The organism is Virgibacillus chiguensis, assembly GCF_900129865.1.
Lineage (GTDB): Bacteria > Bacillota > Bacilli > Bacillales > Amphibacillaceae > Virgibacillus > Virgibacillus chiguensis.
The window spans coordinates 44598-62809 of sequence record NZ_FQXD01000019.1; the positions used below are offsets into that span (position 1 = coordinate 44598).

18 protein-coding genes, 2 tRNA genes, 1 rRNA gene and 1 pseudogene are annotated in these 18212 nt (G+C 36.6%); 7 read left to right on the forward strand and 15 right to left on the reverse strand.

Translation table 11 applies throughout. The features are described 5' to 3' along the window. Position 1: 1 nt before the first annotated feature. The 10 genes from BUB45_RS16695 to BUB45_RS16740 all read right to left on the reverse strand — a co-directional run bounded on the left by BUB45_RS16695 (position 2) and on the right by BUB45_RS16740 (position 9941). Entirely contained in the window at positions 2-4429 is a 4428-nt protein-coding gene (locus BUB45_RS16695; protein WP_073012436.1) for a phage tail spike protein, read from the reverse strand. Between the two features lie 2 nt (positions 4430-4431). Next, positions 4432-4764 (reverse strand): phage distal tail protein, encoded by a 333-nt coding sequence (locus BUB45_RS16700; protein WP_073012439.1) that lies wholly within the window; start codon positions 4762-4764, stop codon positions 4432-4434. Further along, positions 4764-5237: a coiled-coil domain-containing protein gene (locus BUB45_RS16705; RefSeq protein WP_073012442.1), complete on the reverse strand. Its 474-nt coding sequence runs from the start codon at positions 5235-5237 to the stop codon at positions 4764-4766. Before BUB45_RS16705 ends, BUB45_RS16700 begins: the two co-directional genes overlap by 1 nt. Next, the gene (locus BUB45_RS16710) at positions 5227-5772 is read right to left on the reverse strand and encodes a distal tail protein Dit (RefSeq protein ID WP_073012445.1); all 546 of its coding nucleotides are present in this window, start codon (positions 5770-5772) and stop codon (positions 5227-5229) included. The genes BUB45_RS16705 and BUB45_RS16710 overlap by 11 nt, the downstream gene beginning before the upstream one ends. 10 nt (positions 5773-5782) lie before the next feature. Next, positions 5783-7372 (reverse strand): phage tail protein, encoded by a 1590-nt coding sequence (locus tag BUB45_RS16715; RefSeq protein WP_073012448.1) that lies wholly within the window; start codon positions 7370-7372, stop codon positions 5783-5785. Continuing rightward, positions 7353-7649, reverse strand: coding sequence for a hypothetical protein (locus BUB45_RS16720; protein WP_212590788.1), 297 nt, complete (start codon positions 7647-7649; stop codon positions 7353-7355). Before BUB45_RS16720 ends, BUB45_RS16715 begins: the two co-directional genes overlap by 20 nt. A 77-nt stretch (positions 7650-7726) precedes the next feature. Then, entirely contained in the window at positions 7727-8092 is a 366-nt protein-coding gene (locus BUB45_RS16725; RefSeq protein WP_073012454.1) for a tail assembly chaperone, read from the reverse strand. 426 nt (positions 8093-8518) lie between these two features. Further along, positions 8519-9040, reverse strand: a complete 522-nt coding sequence (locus tag BUB45_RS16730; protein WP_073012457.1) for a phage major tail protein, TP901-1 family — start codon at positions 9038-9040, stop codon at positions 8519-8521. Positions 9041-9376: 336 nt separating this feature from the next. Beyond that, positions 9377-9793, reverse strand: coding sequence for a helix-turn-helix domain-containing protein (locus tag BUB45_RS16735; RefSeq protein WP_073012460.1), 417 nt, complete (start codon positions 9791-9793; stop codon positions 9377-9379). Next, the gene (locus BUB45_RS16740; protein ID WP_073012464.1) at positions 9753-9941 is read right to left on the reverse strand and encodes a hypothetical protein; all 189 of its coding nucleotides are present in this window, start codon (positions 9939-9941) and stop codon (positions 9753-9755) included. Before BUB45_RS16740 ends, BUB45_RS16735 begins: the two co-directional genes overlap by 41 nt. Positions 9942-10199: 258 nt before the next feature. Between BUB45_RS16740 and BUB45_RS16745 the strand changes: the two genes are divergently transcribed. The 4 genes from BUB45_RS16745 to BUB45_RS16760 all read left to right on the forward strand — a co-directional run bounded on the left by BUB45_RS16745 (position 10200) and on the right by BUB45_RS16760 (position 13936). Next, on the forward strand, positions 10200-10595 hold the full coding sequence (locus tag BUB45_RS16745) for a helix-turn-helix domain-containing protein (protein ID WP_244527758.1): 396 nt from the start codon (positions 10200-10202) through the stop codon (positions 10593-10595). Positions 10596-10677: 82 nt separating this feature from the next. Continuing rightward, on the forward strand, positions 10678-11136 hold the full coding sequence (locus BUB45_RS16750) for an ImmA/IrrE family metallo-endopeptidase (RefSeq protein WP_073012467.1): 459 nt from the start codon (positions 10678-10680) through the stop codon (positions 11134-11136). A gap of 387 nt (positions 11137-11523) precedes the next feature. Further along, on the forward strand, positions 11524-12318 hold the full coding sequence (locus BUB45_RS16755) for an ABC transporter ATP-binding protein (protein WP_073012469.1): 795 nt from the start codon (positions 11524-11526) through the stop codon (positions 12316-12318). Next, positions 12311-13936: a hypothetical protein gene (locus BUB45_RS16760; protein WP_073012472.1), complete on the forward strand. Its 1626-nt coding sequence runs from the start codon at positions 12311-12313 to the stop codon at positions 13934-13936. Before BUB45_RS16755 ends, BUB45_RS16760 begins: the two co-directional genes overlap by 8 nt. 1389 nt (positions 13937-15325) lie before the next feature. Here BUB45_RS16760 and BUB45_RS20680 read toward each other — a convergent pair. Together BUB45_RS20680 and BUB45_RS20815 are read right to left on the reverse strand one after the other, a co-directional pair. Then, a complete protein-coding gene (locus tag BUB45_RS20680; RefSeq protein WP_139300198.1) occupies positions 15326-16036 on the reverse strand; it encodes a hypothetical protein in 711 nt (236 codons plus the stop codon). 666 nt (positions 16037-16702) lie between these two features. Continuing rightward, positions 16703-16849, reverse strand: coding sequence for an AzlD domain-containing protein (locus tag BUB45_RS20815; protein ID WP_084723777.1), 147 nt, complete (start codon positions 16847-16849; stop codon positions 16703-16705). 58 nt (positions 16850-16907) lie between these two features. On the opposite strand from BUB45_RS20815, the gene BUB45_RS20820 reads away from it, so the two are divergent. The 3 genes and pseudogenes from BUB45_RS20820 (at position 16908) to BUB45_RS16795 (ending at position 17542) form a co-directional block, all read left to right on the forward strand. After that, positions 16908-17108, forward strand: coding sequence for an ETX/MTX2 family pore-forming toxin (locus BUB45_RS20820; RefSeq protein ID WP_073012480.1), 201 nt, complete (start codon positions 16908-16910; stop codon positions 17106-17108). After that, a pseudogene (locus BUB45_RS20825) lies at positions 17051-17227 on the forward strand (ETX/MTX2 family pore-forming toxin); the annotation flags it as partial. The gene BUB45_RS20820 and the pseudogene BUB45_RS20825, both read left to right, overlap by 58 nt. A gap of 123 nt (positions 17228-17350) precedes the next feature. Then, the gene (locus BUB45_RS16795; protein ID WP_073012483.1) at positions 17351-17542 is read left to right on the forward strand and encodes a hypothetical protein; all 192 of its coding nucleotides are present in this window, start codon (positions 17351-17353) and stop codon (positions 17540-17542) included. Between the two features lie 349 nt (positions 17543-17891). Here the strand turns inward: BUB45_RS16795 and BUB45_RS16800 are convergent. The 3 genes from BUB45_RS16800 to rrf all read right to left on the reverse strand — a co-directional run. Beyond that, a tRNA-Thr gene (locus tag BUB45_RS16800) sits at positions 17892-17964 on the reverse strand. A gap of 6 nt (positions 17965-17970) precedes the next feature. Further along, positions 17971-18045 (reverse strand) — tRNA-Asn (locus BUB45_RS16805). A gap of 72 nt (positions 18046-18117) precedes the next feature. Continuing rightward, positions 18118-18212 (reverse strand): 5S ribosomal RNA (gene rrf / locus BUB45_RS16810); the annotation flags it as partial.

Consider the following 18212-nt stretch of genomic DNA (forward strand, 5'->3'; position numbering starts at 1 on the left):
TTTACACTCCCCCTTTTAAATTTTTCTCCAATTCATTAACTCGTCTAACTAAATCCTTTGTAACGTTAAGATTGTGGGATATCATTGCATATAGCCTTACAGCGGTTCCCTCTTCACTTAAAATTTCGTCAGGTGCTTCATCTGATACGACTCCATAGCTTTTGAAGGTGTCTATATGACAGACCTTACCATCTTGGTCCTTTCTAATATAGTTATATTTACGCATTCTTAATGCATCTAGAATACGATATGATTCACCAATAGGTAAATCTTGAATATTTCTTTTTTGACTGCGCGTCGATGTTTCATTAATATGAACTGCATTGATTTTCCACAAGTGATAATGTGCTGTTCCTACATAGCCCCAAGCGTTAGTATCAGGTTCAAGACAAGGGTTCTCATGTCCATCTATAGTAGTACGTCCTCGCATTTTAAAATAATGTTTTTGAAAACCATTACTTCGTTCATTTTTCATCACGAACCTGTGCTCTCGCGCATAATAAATCGTATTCATTTTATAATGCGTCCGCAATTCCATTCCTACGCCGTCTGCGGCACTTCCGATGACAAACGTATCATTTACGTTCATTCCTATTCCTGCTGACTTGCTCCCACTGCCTCCAAAGAAGCGAATTGTACTAGGATCTGATTGCCCTTTTCCTCCTATATCACGGACTCCGATATGAATACGCACATTTCCTTTATTATCAATTGACTCGAATCCTGCATCATCAAGCTGTATGGCCTGTGTCCCATTTTTAACACGTATTAGTACCTTATTTGCATCTATAATACCTGAACTTATTTTGTCAGCACTTAAGCTAGAGATCATTGCATTGGTTACTTTTACGTTGGCTATCTTAGCAAAATCTATTTTGGCATTACTTGCAATAAGGTCATTGGTAATTACGCCATCCTTAATATAAACTTTCCCGTTTTTAACGACTAAATCACCATCGATAGAAACGCGTTGCGCATTAATTTTTATTTGCTCAGGTGATTGATTAATACTGGACACTACACCATTCTTGCTTACTTTTGACTCAATACGGTCAGCGTGTTGTTTAATAGTTGATTCAGCCGTACTAACACGCATGGTCATGTTATCCATGTCTTTGTTATAAGTAGTTTCCGTTACCTTTCCCTCGATCAAGTCCGCTTGCTGTTTAAACGTGGAGTTAGCCGTACTTTTAAACTTTTCGTAGTCGGTTTTTATTGCCGAAAAATTTTGCTCAACACCTTTTGCTGTTTGCTCAATTTCCGATGCGTAGTGTTCAACGGATTCGATTTTTTTATCGGTGTCTTCCGGCGCCGGCGTCCAATCAGTTGCCTTGTTACCTTTTTCTAGCTGCGGAGCTGCAAAATAAGTTACATACCCCTCATGTTTAGTGAGATAGAAATACGCACGAACATCTTTATAATCTTTATGAAAAGTCTCTGTTACGCTTATTCTTTGCCAATCAGTCACATCGCTCATTGCATAAACAGAATTTATTGTTCTGCCATCAACAACATCATAGAAAATTAATCGGGCTTGAGTGCCTGAGCTACTAATTTCACGATCCAGTTTTACGTAAACAGATGCTGTATATGTCTCTCCCTTTTTTGGACTGAAATTTTTAAAGCTAATAGGAGGAGTGCCAGATAGCTTTTTAACACCTTTATAAATAGGTTCGCTATACATATTATCTTCAGTTTTGATTACTTTTTGATAGCTTACATCTTCTGAGTAATCTCTTCTCCTAACTAAATTCCTACCACCAACCTGAATATTATTGATTTTAGCTTCAAAATCCTCAGGCGCAGGTGTCCAGTCTGTGGCTTTGTTGCCTTTTTCGAATTTAAGTTCTTTAAGTTGAATTTTTGTTCCAATAGGCAATTTCATTGTTTCATATGCGTGGATAATCCAATTTGTTTTTGTCCATTTCATAACAGCTGTAAATTGACCGGTGTTATCATTTATATGAAAATCGGTGGTAGTTACATATGTGTTAAAATACTCATCGTCAATAAATGAACTTTTTGACGCCGGTTTGTTGTCTATGAATAAATACCCACTCAGTGTATACGTGCCACCTTCAACTGGGGAAAAGCCACTTACCATTAAAGTCCACGCATCTTCTCTAACTATTTCACTGCTAATAGTCGTTGAATCGTCTTTGTATGCCCATGGTGTATTATAAGAGTTATAACTATATAACTTACTTGTTATAATTAAATTCCTTCCACCAATCTTAATCTTACCCAGCTCGCCTTTAACATACGTCGCATCGACTTTACTTCTAATCATATCTGCCTGTTGTTCGATACTAGATTTATTACTTTTGATGTCGGTAATCATACCATGCTTATCGTTGTTGTAAGTAGTGTTATCGACCTTGCTCGCTATGCCCTCAGCGTTAATCTGTATGGCAGCACTATTTTTATTTATTGTCGTTTCAAGTGTGTCTTTGTCTTGTTGATATTGCGTATTACCAACTTTAGCAGTAATATCTGTTTCCGTTTGACTAATGCGAGATTCTTGATCTTGCAAGTCGGTAATAATCCCTTGCTGATCAGATTCGTAAACCGTTTTGGATACCACATTATCAAACTTGTTATCTAATTGCTCTACCGTATAAACATCCGCTTTATTCGCTTTGGCAACTAGCCGACCATTCACCCATTCGGCATCTACTTTATTCGCCAAATCCGTAACCAATTGACCGACTTGTTCTTGATAATCTGCTATAGAAATGGCGCCTACATCTGCTGCATTTTTAGGTGCTAATGGCTTCCATGATTCGCTTTCTTCATCCCAATGATAGAGAATATTAGGGTTTTCACTTGTGTTTAACCAGTATTTATACTCACTTGGACTAGGAGACGCTTCCCCTTTATAAATCCCGTATTCGATAAAGTCTGGGACAATTTCCTCTAAATCTGACAAATGTAATTGTACCGTTGAAGCACTAACCTGTTCGGAGTACTCACTTGCTGTTCCATGTGTGTTCACGGCTCTTACTCGAAAATACCATTTTTCGTCTGTATCAGCATCAAAGTTATATGCGCCTACTTTGCCACGGAAAACAAGATTTGTAGAATCTGGGACAAACCCGTTTATTTGACTTGCATAAATCTCGTAAGCTGCTATCGCATAGGTGGATTCAAATGTCCATGACAGCATAATCTTTTTAAATAACCCTGTTGCGGAAACATCTTGTGGCGTATCAGGAACAATATCAGGAAATCTTCCATCCGTAATTGGTCCACCACCAGCATCCCAACTTGCGCTATCCTCTTTTACTTTATCAATGACCCAATCCATATCACGCTCATCCGGATTTAAGTCTAATATATTTCCTAAGACAAGGCTCCCGTCTCTCGGGTTGCCAATATCATATTTCCAAGACATAATTCTTGCTTCCACTAACACCATCGGCTTCATATTTTTGTCCCTAGCAATGCCTGTATCACCTAAGAATACGTGTTCATGTTCGTAATCTGCTATACCATAAAATGTAATGATATCCATTTCGTATTGAACCTTTGGAGCTTTTTCAGTTTGAACTGCCTCCCATGTCTTTACGAGTAGCTTTTCGGGGTCTTCCTCGTCATTATCTTCAAATAAGCCAAATCGATGCATGAGCTCACCTGTTTCATGATGGAACACCCCATGGGTTTCCAGTGCTACCGAATCACCAATCCACGCTTGCCCCTTTGGTTTATCCGTGGGATCGCCCTTTTCTTTTACCCACTCTACGTCACGAAAAGTCACTTTCCCAGCGCCTTCCTCACCGGATTGTAAGGATTTCCCTTGACCATATAAAGCTGTTTTCGGATAATATAGAACCGTCCTCGTCAAATTCTTTATATCCTTATCCATTTCAAAACGTTTTCCGGTATCTGAGCCTTTACGCTGAACAATATCAATATAGCGACCGGTTATTTTGTTTCCCGCTACCTCGATGCGATCTACAATTTCACCGCCCCAACGTGATGTTAGCTTTCCTAAACAATCGTAGGCATTTTGATAGGAAAAGCTGATGTCATATAACCCTAAATCAGCTACATGACCGGCTTTCCAGCGGGAATACTGTAAAATAATACCTAGCACAGCTTCAGCGGTTTCATTTACCGTTTCACCATCCGTCACAATAACATCTGTTAATTCTTGCATCGCTGGCATACATTGGATGACCTTTTCCGGAGCTTCTCCGTCGATATCATCCACTTCACGAATGGTAAATAAACGAAGGTTTCCTCTTAAATCCTTAAACGCAACTTGGTTTCCACCTACGAAATAGGAAGCATCCTTATCGGACATAGGAAAAGTAATCGAAAAAGAGACGGGCTTTTCAACCGTCTCTTCAAAAATGGCCTCTACATAGTGGTTAGTGATGGCTAATAGCTCATCATGCTTATTAAAAATGAAAATCCTTTCTTTCATCTCTACAACCACCTTTCCGTATACGTTACTTCTAATTGCATGGCGGGAATTGTTTTTATTTCATTTTTCCCTGGTCTTAATTGAAAGAAATCTGCATATACAAGATCAATAGCCTCCATTTGTAACCGCCCATTAATCCATACCTTTCTTTTTGAAAAATCTACCGTCACCACATCATTCACTTTAAATGGATGGTGCAGGCGTAATTTTTCATCAGCTAAGCTGTATTCTACATACGGTATTCCTTCTTTTAAAACAGATGTAATCATAGGCGACGCGGGAACGGTTCCATTCACATATACTTCATTTTTTTGTGCCATCTCGATCCAGCGCATTATGCTTCACCCTCAGGCGGTGTTCCTTGCTGAGCTTCTAGCGCTGTGATCCTCTCTTTAATCACTTCTATTTCATCTAAAATTGCTGAAATATTCGCTTGATTTTCTTGTCCAACCGTTGCATTATTGCCAATACTTTCGTGAATCGATAAAATATCTTCGCTTAACGCTGTGATATCTGCTTTATTTTCCGTTATACTTCCCGTGTTCAGTTCAATGCTTTCTCCGTGTTTCTCTAACAATTTTTGATGGTTTGTTACTTTTGCATCCATCGCTGTTACATTGTTTTGTAATGTTGTCACATGTTCATGCACATCATTTAAACTCGTTTGTAAAGCTTCATCCTTATTTTGTAGCCGTTCTACTTCTGCATCAATTTTATCTGCATTTTGCGCAAAGTTAGCAATAGAAACATCTATTTTATCTGTTATTTCTGGCTTTACCAATTGCAAATTTGGTGTACTAGTTGCCAATGAAATCACCCCACTTGTTATTTTTGTATGCTTCCCACGTATATTTTTTCAACGCAATCGATTTGTATGTTTCCCCGTATTTAAAAGGATCGGAACATAAAAACACGAGCTCAGCTACTATGCTATTCGCCGTTTCTTCTGGAACATCATTTGCCGATAAAGTCGCATAAAAAAAAGCCGCTTCATCGGTAAAAGCTAACTTCTTTTGTGATTCTTGCAATAAATTATTTAGTTGGTTGTACCGCCTTCTAAACCCTTCTTTTGTTTGATCGGTTAGCTTATATTTCACCGTAATTTCTTTCGCATTCCATGTCGGTTCATTTGCTTCTAACACCCCGTGCATTCCTGGTACGTCCACTGTGGAAATTCGTTGTTCTAGATTGCTTCTCCCAGATATGACCAATGTGGTAAAACTCCCTGATGAATCAGATAAATCATGATCTAAATTAACTCCATTAAATATCGTCTGCAATCGCGAGGCTCGTTCGCTACTATCATCCGCTTCCTTCGTTACTATATCTACAAACGTATACATCCTACACCTCCTACCAACTCTGCTGTCTTGTTAGATTGGATTTTCTTAATTGTGCATTCGTAATATCTTCTACAAACGCACTAAATTGCTGCTTGCCAATAGAAACATGGACTACTGCAGGCTGCTTTTGTGCACCCCATTCATTTAAAAACGGTTGCGATGGTTGAACGTTCACTGCTTGATGAAGGCTACGAACTTCCCCCGCTATACGCGGTAATGTAAACTGCGGGTTAAAGGAATCCTGTACTTGATCCGATACCGCACTTGCTGCAGTAACAACATTTTTTGCCATTTGCTGAATCCCCATAGCAAATCCCGCCATCGTATCATCGCCAATATCTCGAAATAAACGGGATGGTGATTTAATGCCTAAAAATTTCAACACACCACCGACAGCATCTTTGGCAGCATTTAACACAGCATCGCCTACCTTAGAAGCATTATCTGCAATACCTTGTATCAAGCCCATAATTAAATCTTTTCCTGCTGACACCATGTTGCTAGCAAACTCCATTACCTTTCCAGGCATTTTACCAATTTGCGTCCCTACTTCTGTTACAGCTTCGGTAAGCTTTGATCGTATCGCTTGAAACACTTCCTGGAATTTTTGTCGCACTGCAGTTACAATCGCCTGTGCTTTTTCTACAGCGCTCGATACCATCGTTAAAAATCCTTGTACAACAGCATCTTTCGCACTACCAATTAAGGAAGCAATGGTTTCCTTCACTTGCGTAAATTTTGTTTTTATCGTTTGCCAAATGGTACTAGTCATGGTGGAAACAAATTCCTTCATTATATTCCAGATGTTCATAAACGTGGACTTAATCGTTTCCCACGCCCCAGACCAATCTCCAGTAATTAGTTGCATCACTGTTCGAATAATACCCATCACTAATTCCATAGCTATTTTTATCGTTGTTTTTATGATGTTCCAGACTAATTTAATTTGTGTTGAAATGAGTGTCCAAGCCGCGATTAAAAATGGCTTTATGATATTCATCACTGTCATAATAACCGTCTTAATTGCTCCCCAGACAGATTGAAAGATTTGTAAAAGTAATGCCTGGTTTTCCGTCCACCACGTGGTCAATGACCCCCATAGTGTCATAACAAACGTGACAATTTCCTGAACCACCGGCATCATAAATGCACGGATCGATTCCCACACACTCATGACAATATCTCGAAACGTTTGACTATTCGTCCATAAATAAGCAAACCCTACTGCCAGTAAAGTCACTAACGTTATAATTAAGGCGAGGGGATTGGCAGCTAAAATAGAAAATAAGCTCATTACCCCTTCCTTCAATGCCAACATGGTTGGTAAAAAGTTCGTCATCACGGAATTAATTGTCTCAAACAAGACAGGCATACCGCTTAATATCCCCATAAACGGATTCAGAACAGCCTGCACTTGAGCGATTCCTTCTGTCATTCCAGGAATAAACCCTAATGATTCCTGCATTTCTCCCAGCTTCGTAACGACAGGGTCCACATTCCCTTGCAATGTTTTAAACGCATCTCCGGCTTCATTTAATCCTTCTGCTTGTGTTATAAAGCTTTGCATAAACCGACCCGGCTCATTCGATCCTTCCGCCATAAGGCACCTCCTTTTCCATATTCACCTGTTTAGCAATCGCTGCTAAACGTTTCATTTTATTACTCACCCGCTTAGGCTTGGTTACTTCCTTCAAATGTTTTTCATAATCAAAGAAATCTTTAAATCGCTTGTAAATAGGTACTTGCTTTTTACCTTGTTCTTTTGTTAGTGTGACTTGATGATTAATCCATGCTTGCTTATACATCTTGTATTCCTTATCTACTTGCTGCAATCGAAATGCACGTATTCGTAAAGCATACTCCCCTAACGTGAGCACTTCAATATCTTTAAGTTTTGTAAACGCTAAAAAGCGGAAACAGTTAATAATGATATCCTCATATGCTTCTTTTGAGGTTATGCTTTCTTGTGATTGGTTGTTGCTTGCATTTGTTTGATCGTGTCCTTCATGACTGGTGACTTCCCCAATGCATCCTTTAACGCTGTAAATAATTCCTCAAGCCCGTCATTTTCTAAAGCATACTGTTCAATAGCTTTTTCGATTTGACTGTTACTTGGGGTTGTATCCAAATAAGAAATAGCTGCTTTAATAACGGCATGGATAGCAACTGGATTCCATTGCTGCAAATTCATAAACGCCATGTTCACACCCATTCCAAATTTCATCCCTTGATAATCCACTTCATACACTTTGTCCAGTTCACGAATAAATTTTATACCAAATTTCAATTCATACACTTTTTCATTAATAGTAAATTCCATGTCTCTTCAACCTCCAAAATTTAAATATAGTAACCAATGAATATAGCTGCATTCATTGGTTACTTGAACAAAGGCTCGGGGCGCCCGTTTAGCAACGTAGCGAGTGGAACAAATCAACTAAGATAAAGGAATCACGGTGAGGAACGAACCGATGATGACTTATCGTAAGGCGATTTCGTGAAGTCGCCTAGTTGCTGGGCGCTGGAGCCGGACGTGGCTTGTCACCAATTTCTTACGGTGGAAGCCGTAGTTTTACTTACTATAAACCCTTAAAACGCTAAACATTTATATAGTACAAAAAATCGTCAGCTTATTCTTACCCACGATCATTACATACGTATTTATCATATAATTTTTACACCAATTCATTATGCAAATTTTATACAAGATCGATTACATTGACATAAATAGGATCAGCAAGATTTATTAACCCTCAACAGGAGCTTCCGCTTTTGTATCTTGGAATGCATATTGAACTGCTGCTTGCTGCTCCTCTGTGAGTGTTGCTTCACCAAATTGTGGCTCCAGTTCTACGGTGAAGTTAGCTGAAATGGCAGCATTTTCTTCTGCACTAGCTGGATCTTCCCATGAATCTAAATAGCCTTGAGCATAAATAGCTGGAAATTTATTGTCAGCTGTTTTTAGTTCTTCATCTACAGTTACTTCCCATAACTCCAGCTTTTGTCCATGAATGACTGACTGTCGAAGCATGTTAGCAACTGGATCATCCATTGCTTGAATAGCTTCAATAGCTACTTCTGATTCCAATCCTCCGACATTAATGAGAGAACCGTCTTTCGTAATAATTCTTTCTAATTCACGAGAATAACTAAACGTATGCTCGGTTTGAAATACTAATTTAGCTGCTTCTTCTCCTTGATTCTCCAATAAACGGAATAATAAAATCTTGTTTTTACCTGCTTGCATTTTCTTTTGTGTATCTGTCATTTTCATGACCTCCTAATGATAATTTTTGATTGCTTATGCTATGGACCGACTGCAACGAAACAACTTATTTATCTCCTATACCATTTGCGAACACCTCCTTAAAGCAAACTAAAAAAGCCTTACATACCCTTCATCATGTGGGGAAGAAGACTTCTTAGATAAACGTGGCTTCCCGCCAAATCTTAATGGCGGAAAAACGTGCTTCTATTTTATTTAGTTTAACGTCATTTCGGACAAATTCCTTAAATTCAAACATCCGAATCAATTGCACATAAATTATTTTTAGATCGTATGTTCGGTAAACCTAGTATACAATGGATTGTTTTATGTTGTCATCTACTGGGAAGACTGTGTAAACTGTAACATCCTATCTACAATCGTCTCTTTTATCTTGTAGATATGTTTTCTGGAAAGACCCATATGTTTACTAATTGCACTTATTGTCATACCATCCAGCATACATTCTAAAACAGCAATTTCTCTCGGTTCCTCTATTGCAGATAATCTTCCTTGAATAAACAATACCTTTTTCTCTAATTTAGCTAACCAACTGCTCTTTTTATCTCGTCGTATAACTTCTTTACCAACAGGGTCATTTATGGCTCCCTTTGCTCTCGGTAACGTAGCTTCCACTCCTGATGCTGCAACAAGTTTCGAGCCGATATCTTCTTCCAACATCATTCGTTGACGCTTTATTTCTCTAATCATCCAGCTATAATCTTTTATTGCTCTCTCTAACTGTTCCTTGTTCATGAAAACCAGCCCCCTTGCTAAATAATTCCTCTACGTATCTACTTCTTATTATTGGAGCTAAAACACCTGCCCTTTGGTCTTTTCGATATTCACTTATCACCCATCGAATACAATTTTGTTCATCAAATGACATGTTTTTCTGTTTCATTCCTTCCCTCCTTGCATTCCATAATTTAACTAAAGAACATTTGTTCCTATCATACATTTCTAAAAAAGAAATGTCAAATTGTGATCTTGCTATTTAAGAAATCATTGTTTGTGAACTCGTTTAAATAATGATATGATGAAATTGATTAGAAAAAATTGGCTTATCGAAAAAACCTAGTCTTTCTTATACGATAAACCTTAGAAATAAAAAAACTTTCCATAAATTAGAATTTTATTTTCATGGTAGATAATTCGTCCGATGCGAGTGATGATTGTTTCCTATCGTGTAAAAATGAAAGTGGTGTTGGCATTGAATGTAGGCAAGAGAATTGTGCAATTAAGAGAGAGACAAGGTTGGAGTCAGCGTGAGCTTGCGAAACAATTAGACATAAACGTTAGTGTGATGAATCGGATTGAATCGGGAGAAAGACCCATAAAAGACCACGAGTTAGATAAGCTTGCTACTGCTTTGCAAGTTACTTCTGATTACTTACTAGGAAGATCTAATAATCCGAATTTAACAGAAGAGGAAGCGTTTGTAGCTTTTCGTAATGACCCTTCCCTAGAAAGATGGTATAAAGAATTACCAAACAATAAAGAAGAAGATCTTAAACGTTTGAAGCGGATTTGGGAAGCTTTTAAAGAAGAAGAATAAACGTTTATTAGTGTATACGTCTATACACTATTTATTTTTATTCGTTTTAGAACAAAGGTTCGTTTTGTTAAGGGGGTATTTGATGTATCTTTCTCGAACAGAAGATTATATTCAGCAGCTTCTTCTGGAACGTCATATTCGTAAACCAAAAGATTTAACAATCGAAAATATTGCCTCTTCGCTCGATGTATCTGTCTATTATTGGGAATATAGCAGTGAATGTGTGTATGTAAATGAGAAATGCCTGATTTTTATAAATTATAACCGCACTCCACAGGAGCAATGGCAGGAATTTGGGCATGAAATTGCTCATTATCTTTGGCATGCTGGTCGACAAGAATTTCTACCCACACTTTTTACAGAATTACAAGAATGGCAAGCCAATTATTTTAGTTACCATTTATGTGTTCCTACATTTATGTTACAACGCTTAAAACCAAAAATAACACCTAACATGATCGTAAATACTTTTCAAGTAGAATACCATTTTGCTTGTAAACGCTTAGAGATGTATCAAAGCAAACAGCTTGCTTCTATTTAACGTCGGAATTAAATGGTGGCTCTCCCTACTAAGTTCTTTTAGAAATTCTCGATTTTTATAACCTATGAAAATTGCTGCTATTGTCTCATACGATTGTATATGTTGCTACCGCACTTTCGAATGCGAAACACCTTTTATGAAAATGAAGTATCTAAGTAAAACGGGCTTCTCCTATTTAGGATTAATATATTTCATCCTTACCTTTTTTAGTAAACGTTTCATTTTGATTATCCTTCCCATAATTTCAAATTATTAGATGATAAATAGATTGTATTATCGTATAATTGGCACAAGACCCCTTTCAGCTATTTATCAAGCTGTTCACAACTTTAAATTACAGAAAAATGTAGGTGTAAAAAATTTTTATAAGGGTAGGTGAAGATATTAATGTGTCAAGAAAAGGTTTTATCATTACAAAATTTATCCATGAGTTATGGAAGTAAAAGCGTATTAAATAACATTAATCTCGATGTATATGCTGGACAAATCATTGGCTACATTGGGCCTAACGGTGCGGGAAAGAGTACTACACTTAAAATCATGCTCGGGTTAATAGAAGAATATAGCGGGACGGTAGAACTTTTTGGAGTAGATATTGCTACAAGTGGTTACTCCTACAAACGTAAAATTGGTTATGTCCCAGAAAATGCAGAGCTCTATGATAATTTAACAGCTAATGAATATTTGACATTTATCGGTGAGCTTTATGGCATGGATAAAAGTAAAGCAGCCGCTAAAGCTAAAAACCTTATGCAACAATTTGACATGGAAGATGTTTTACATACGCGTATTTCTTCTTTTTCTAAAGGAATGCGGCAAAAAGTATTACTTATTTCAAGCCTATTGCATAACCCTGATCTAATCTTTCTAGACGAACCACTAAATGGGCTTGATGCTAATAGTGTCATCATCATTAAAGACATCTTGGAACAGCTTGTTGCAGAAGGAAAAACCATTTTTTACTCTTCGCATATTATGGAGGTTGTAGAAAAGATTAGCAATCGCATTGTTCTACTGAAGGATGGAGAAATTGCCGCAGATGGTACATTTGAACAATTGCGCAAACAAAATAAGCAAGGCTCTTTAGAAAGCATTTTCAATCAAATAACAGGATTTGATGAACATAAACAAACCGCAGAGAAGTTTGTTCAAATCGTAACAGACGGTGATTATGATGAGTAAATTCGCTTTAAAAACCCTTGATCTGCTCCAACCATTTTTTCGTATACTGCGAATTGATTATGCTATGATGCGTAAAATTCTTGAGACAAAGCTTACAATGGATGAGCGCAGAACACCAACAATATTCGCTTCAGATGCATCTAATAAAAAAAAGGATAGCAATCAGTTTGTAAAATCGCTACTTATTTATGTGTTATATGGTTTAATACTCGTACCTTTTCTATTTTTTGGAAATAATTATATTTTCCAAATAAGTCTTATCTTCGGCATTTCCATGTTCATCTTAATGACATCCATGGTATCAGATTTCTCAGCAGTACTTTTAGATGTTCGCGACAAAACCATTCTCCATACGAAACCAATTGATTCAAGAACCATTAGTGCTGCAAAAATTACTCATGTTGCCATTTACATGAGTATGTTAACAGGTGCGTTTATTAGCATTCCAGCCGTCGTTATGTTACGCATTCATGGAATTGCCTACTTCATGCTTTTTTTAGTAGCAATTATATTGTTAATCCTGTTCATTATGACTATCACAGCACTCCTATACATTTTTATTTTACGTTATTTTAGTGGGGAGAAATTAAAGGATATTATTAACTATGTGCAAATCCTATTGTCTGTAGGTATTGTTATCGGTTATCAAATTGTCGCGCGAGCTTTTGAAATAGTTGATTTTAATTATATCTATAATTTCAGTTGGTGGAATGTTTTTATTCCTCCTATGTGGTTCGGTGCACCTTTTGAACTTATACTAAATCGCGATACGTCCTTGGGAATGATGATCCTTTCTTCTTTAGCAGTCATCGGGCCGATTGTTTCGGTTATGTTCTATTATAAATTAATGCCGGCATTTGAGCGTAATTTGCAGAAACTAATGGGAAGTACAGAAAAAACGAAGCCGAAACGATGGAATATGAACGCTATGTGGGAGCATCTATTTTGTAGAAACAAAGAGGAACGACAATTTTTCCGGTTTTCATCGCTTATTATGGCAAGAGAACGTGAATTTAAGCTAAAGGTGTATCCAACCTTAGGATTTTCTCTTGTTTTTCCGTTTATTTTCCAATTTAACTATTTAAATCTTCATACGTTTGAGGAACTTTCTCATAGTAATATGTATTTCACCATTTATTTTTGTATGATGTTTATTGGGCTTGTAGTGATGATGTTACAGTTTTCCAGCAAGTATAAGGCTGCTTGGGTTTTTCAAGTTACGCCAATCGTTCATCATTCTTCTATTTACAGTGGCACTCTAAAAGCGTTTATTATTAAATTGTTTTTACCACTTTATTTATTATTATCGATCGTTTTTTTATTTATATTCTCTATACGAATTCTTCCTGACCTTGCGATTGTCCTTATAACAGCTATTCTACACACATTAATCAGTTATAAGGTTCTAAACAATCGTAAGTACCCATTTTCAGAAGTATTTGAGTCGACACAGCAAAGTGGATCTACGATGAAATCGTTCCTACTCATGTTTGTAGTTGGTTTATTTTTCTTAGTGCATCTATTTTTTTCCAAAATAATTTACGGTGTGTATTTATATCTAGTGATTTTATTAGTTACTACCATTATATCTTGGAGAATCGTCTTTAAAATGAAATAAGCTGGACTATTGAATATATACCTTTTAGAATTCCCCCATCTTCTAAAAAGATGGGGGAATTGAATAGAGTAGTCGTGTGGCCTTCATAAATTATTTCCAGTCAAAAGTAAGACATCTTAAGCTCGAAAAATCGCTCCTATGGGAAGAATATACAGACTAAGCATCCCTTCTTTGAAGCTTTTAAATTAATGGATTTTCTTCCTTTTCAATAACCCACTCATCAATTTTAATTTCGTTTTCAATAATTCTAATGATATCCTCTATAGCTCTTTTTTCATTTTCTTATTTATATAGTTTTCAGTCGAGAAACTTTCCCCTGTGCTTAGATATCTTTCCTTGAGTGCCTAAAGAACCGTCTTCAAAATATAACAATTCATATTCAGCCATCGTCCTCCCTCCAGTGAAATACTTATAAGTTTTTACTTCACAATACACAGAATTAGTTATACTGCTCTTACACATATATCCTTCTCATCCTATTATTTCATACATGAAAACATATATAAAATCACTGGCGACACATAAATTAGGTCTAGATTTGTTTTTTCTAAGAGAGCCTAAAAAGTAAATACCCAACTCAAGGTGGTTTCATCTTTTGGATTTAATTACAACTAGATTAAAGTGACAGCGCCTTTTCCTTAATAAGAAGCACCTTTCCCTTTTATTTTCGAAAAGTGATATAAGCTGGTTTCCATAAGTATGCCCTGAAATAGCGGCTAATTTTTAATAAACTTCGCTTGCTCTTTGCTTTAAGTTGAACGAGTACATTTAAACAAAATACGATAAGCACAATAAACAAGTGATTGTAAACGGGTGATTCGCTATGACTATAAAAATCTTTGATGTTCACATGCTGTTTCATTTATCTGAAAAACAATTTAATGGCTCAACATGATTTGTACATTTCGGAGATTTCTTCGGTACTCAATTCAAAAGCGGTTGGTAATAAGGTGAAGGATGTTTCCTTTTGTACCTCCACTTTGATCAACGATTGATATGGTAACGAAATCGTACTCCTATAATATCATTATAAAACATCGATACTATCCAAAAATATGAAGCAATTATTTCAACTATAAACCGAGACTTAGGTGACATCTATTACGAAATTAACAAAAATCACTCCGGGATACACCCATAGAACTTAATTACGCAGCTATATATTTTTATCTTTGTACGAGTAATAGAATAAAACTTGTTGAAAAAACGAAACAAGGTAAGAGAAAATTATATTAACATTTCCATTTTAATTTTTACCTTCCTTAACATTTTTATGAATACGACTCTAACGAACTTGGTTAAAAAAACTAGCTTACACGGGTTTGAATCCCCTGCAAGCTAAATTTACTTTTTATCATGAAGTGCCCTTCGATTAAAAAAATGTCGTTTCTACAAGTCTCGGATTTTAAAGGTGTTTATTCTAGCAGCTGTAGAATTTATTCCTTGGCTACCAATATTTCCCCCAATCGTTAAGGGAAAAGGACCAACATTATACAAACTAATGGTATCCCCAACGTTTAAACGAACAAGTCTAGATGTTGTTACTTCTTGACCTACAGGTGTACCATAATTAACACCGATATTACTACCAATAGCTGGTGTTATATCACCATTAATAGCTACTCTAATTCCTACAGGTCCACTTTGTGTTGAAGAAGGGAAAACTGCTCCCTCTACATAATATATGCCAGCTTCATCAACAGTCAGTGTATCCGTTCCATTATAGGTCATCCCAATTATTGTGCTCTGTCCTGGGGGCGTTAACGGTATTATTTGATCAGAGGGAATAGTGCCTATTCTTTGTGAGTTAACACTTGCAAATGGAGCGACTAGTCCACCTGTCGGCCCTGTTGGCCCTGTTGCTCCGGTGGCTCCCGTTGGTCCTATTGGTCCGGGGGGGCCGGTTGGTCCTGTCGGCCCGGGAATCGGAATACAGCAGCATGGATTAAAACAACATTCTTCCATTGGTGGGCAACATTCATGGCAGCAACAATCCTGTTGCTCATTACAATTGTCACAACAACAATTGCTTAATGATTTGTTTTTTTGGAATTTATCATATTTCTTGTCATACTTTGCTCTTCCATAATAGAAGCTCATTTCTAATTCACCTTCTTTTATATTAATTGATGTCACAATTTAGTTTATGAATATAGAAATAAAAAGTATAATGCAGCTGTTTAGTTATTATAAAAATAGGCTTGTTTTCGCTTTTAAAGCATGGACATGTTTGCTTTCTAACCCTTGTATAAAGCTCTACCTTGGTTCTTTTTTTATCCCATAACGCTATCTGTTCTTTCAATTTATTGACAATATGTTGAAGACGTTCTAAACCGTGTTGCCCTGCTAATTTAATTCGGTAGGGCTTTTTGTTTGGGCTGGCAAGCCTTTTTTCTTTGCTTTAGAAGTATTGCAGGGTTCTAAGATTTTCTCTGCAATTCTCACTACTTTATTTTGCACTATACATCAGACTTTCTTTTAGGTTTATCAGATCATCCTAAAAGAAAAAACACGAAAGAAAATCACAATTAGATAATGCATTTAGAGAAATTGTACAAGAGTTAAAAAACGGAAATGAGCCTTCTATTTATATGGATGAGGTTGAACTAGACGAAGAAACAATCAAGCTTGTAAAAAAAGCACTAAAAAATGAATGAAATAAGAAGGGTGAAATTAATAAGGTTCAAGTAAATAATTTAGACCATAGTAGATAAATAAAACCTATCCAACATCTTCACTGCTGATATTGGATAGGAGTTTTTCTACTTAAAAAAAGAATCGCAAACTAGCCATACTGCACATTGCTACAATAACAGTTAATAATAAACTTCGAGTAATTAAAGCAACTAAAATTGTCGGAAGAGCAACAAGTAACCGTAAATTACCTATAACATAAGTACAATTCCTTCCGATGGTTTAGCAGTAAATACTTACTGGTGTCTCTTGGAAAGATGCCATATATTACTCGGGTGTGAACATCGAAGCAAGTAATGTCACAAATGTAACACCTTTATTTCTTTGTGAAAATACTTTCAACAATACTACACCTCTAGAACAAACCTACTATACTGCTTCTTTTAGTCAAGAGGTTACGACTTTAAGTCTACTACCACAGAACATGGTTTCAAATCATCTACCACAGTTGGGGGAAAAACTGGTATTCCTTTTTTAGCTAGTGGAAAGGTTGAAGAAACTCTTGAATATAATTTTAATCACACAGACACACAAACCACTAGCAATACAACCAACATTGCATCGCTACCACAGCCTGTTTACAGTACCAGCGAATAAAATATTTAAAGCTCAAGTATATTTCGAAAAAATACAACATCAGGAAATGTAGAGTTGTTTGCTGATGTTTTAACATGCTTTGGATCGTATAGAGTGGTATATCCAATAGGATAAGCTATTGAAATGACAGATAACACATATGGGTTGATTAAATCTCCTAATGATAGTAAACAAGTTCGATCAAAGGGCAATGGGACATTTAAAATTGAATACAGTACAAATCTAATAGTTAATATTTATGATGTAACTGCTGAAAAGATGGACACTGTAGAAGAAAGTAAACTAGTTAAAACAAAGGTTATTCCAATAGATTAACAGAGAATCAGACACAAATTATTCTAGTCAATAATGAAGCCGCATGAAAACAAGCATACTAATTTATACTTTATGTGGCTTTATTCCTTTGTTTATTTATTCTAATCACACTTATTACTGCTAGCTATCAATATGCTTACTTAATAGCCCAAGTACCAGAACCAACATAAATATTACGCTTACTTCTTCCTGTTCTAATACGATATTTTGCAATTAAATGATGTGAAGAACCAGTAAAAACCAATAAAAATTACTTTAAACAACGAATTGGCCGGCAAAAATGCCACAAAAAAACATAGGCTTCTACTCTCGTTAGAGTAAAAGCCTATGATATCAACGTTTATAAGAGAGCTTCCAAGCGGACTTGAACCGCTGACCCCCACCTTACCATGGTGGTGCTCTACCGACTGAGCTATGGAAGCGTTAAATGGCTCCACAGGTAGGATTCGAACCTACGACCGATCGGTTAACAGCCGATTGCTCTACCACTGAGCTACTGTGGAATAATTGAATACATCACGTTTTTATTATACCACATAATGAAAAAGCAAATACAAAAATATGTATAGTAAAAAGCCTGGCGGCGTCCTACTCTTGCAGGGACAAAGTCCCAACTACCATCGGCGCTGGAGAGCTTAACTACTGTGTTCGGCATGGGAACAGGTGTGAC

Excerpts from the sequence above, each read along its gene's own strand:
- BUB45_RS16695 (WP_073012436.1), bottom strand. The coding sequence starts at position 4,429 with ATGAAAGAAAGGATTTTCATTTTTAATAAGCATGATGAGCTATTAGCC.
- BUB45_RS16700 (WP_073012439.1), bottom strand. The coding sequence starts at position 4,764 with ATGCGCTGGATCGAGATGGCACAAAAAAATGAAGTATATGTGAATGGA.
- BUB45_RS16710 (WP_073012445.1), bottom strand. The coding sequence starts at position 5,772 with ATGTATACGTTTGTAGATATAGTAACGAAGGAAGCGGATGATAGTAGC.
- BUB45_RS16715 (WP_073012448.1), bottom strand. The coding sequence starts at position 7,372 with ATGGCGGAAGGATCGAATGAGCCGGGTCGGTTTATGCAAAGCTTTATA.
- BUB45_RS16725 (WP_073012454.1), bottom strand. The coding sequence starts at position 8,092 with ATGGAATTTACTATTAATGAAAAAGTGTATGAATTGAAATTTGGTATA.
- BUB45_RS16730 (WP_073012457.1), bottom strand. The coding sequence starts at position 9,040 with ATGACAGATACACAAAAGAAAATGCAAGCAGGTAAAAACAAGATTTTA.
- BUB45_RS16735 (WP_073012460.1), bottom strand. The coding sequence starts at position 9,793 with ATGAACAAGGAACAGTTAGAGAGAGCAATAAAAGATTATAGCTGGATG.
- BUB45_RS16740 (WP_073012464.1), bottom strand. The coding sequence starts at position 9,941 with ATGAAACAGAAAAACATGTCATTTGATGAACAAAATTGTATTCGATGG.
- BUB45_RS16745 (WP_244527758.1), top strand. The coding sequence starts at position 10,200 with ATGCGAGTGATGATTGTTTCCTATCGTGTAAAAATGAAAGTGGTGTTG.
- BUB45_RS16750 (WP_073012467.1), top strand. The coding sequence starts at position 10,678 with ATGTATCTTTCTCGAACAGAAGATTATATTCAGCAGCTTCTTCTGGAA.
- BUB45_RS16755 (WP_073012469.1), top strand. The coding sequence starts at position 11,524 with ATGTGTCAAGAAAAGGTTTTATCATTACAAAATTTATCCATGAGTTAT.
- BUB45_RS16760 (WP_073012472.1), top strand. The coding sequence starts at position 12,311 with ATGAGTAAATTCGCTTTAAAAACCCTTGATCTGCTCCAACCATTTTTT.
- BUB45_RS20680 (WP_139300198.1), bottom strand. The coding sequence starts at position 16,036 with ATGAGCTTCTATTATGGAAGAGCAAAGTATGACAAGAAATATGATAAA.
- BUB45_RS16795 (WP_073012483.1), top strand. The coding sequence starts at position 17,351 with ATGACAGATAACACATATGGGTTGATTAAATCTCCTAATGATAGTAAA.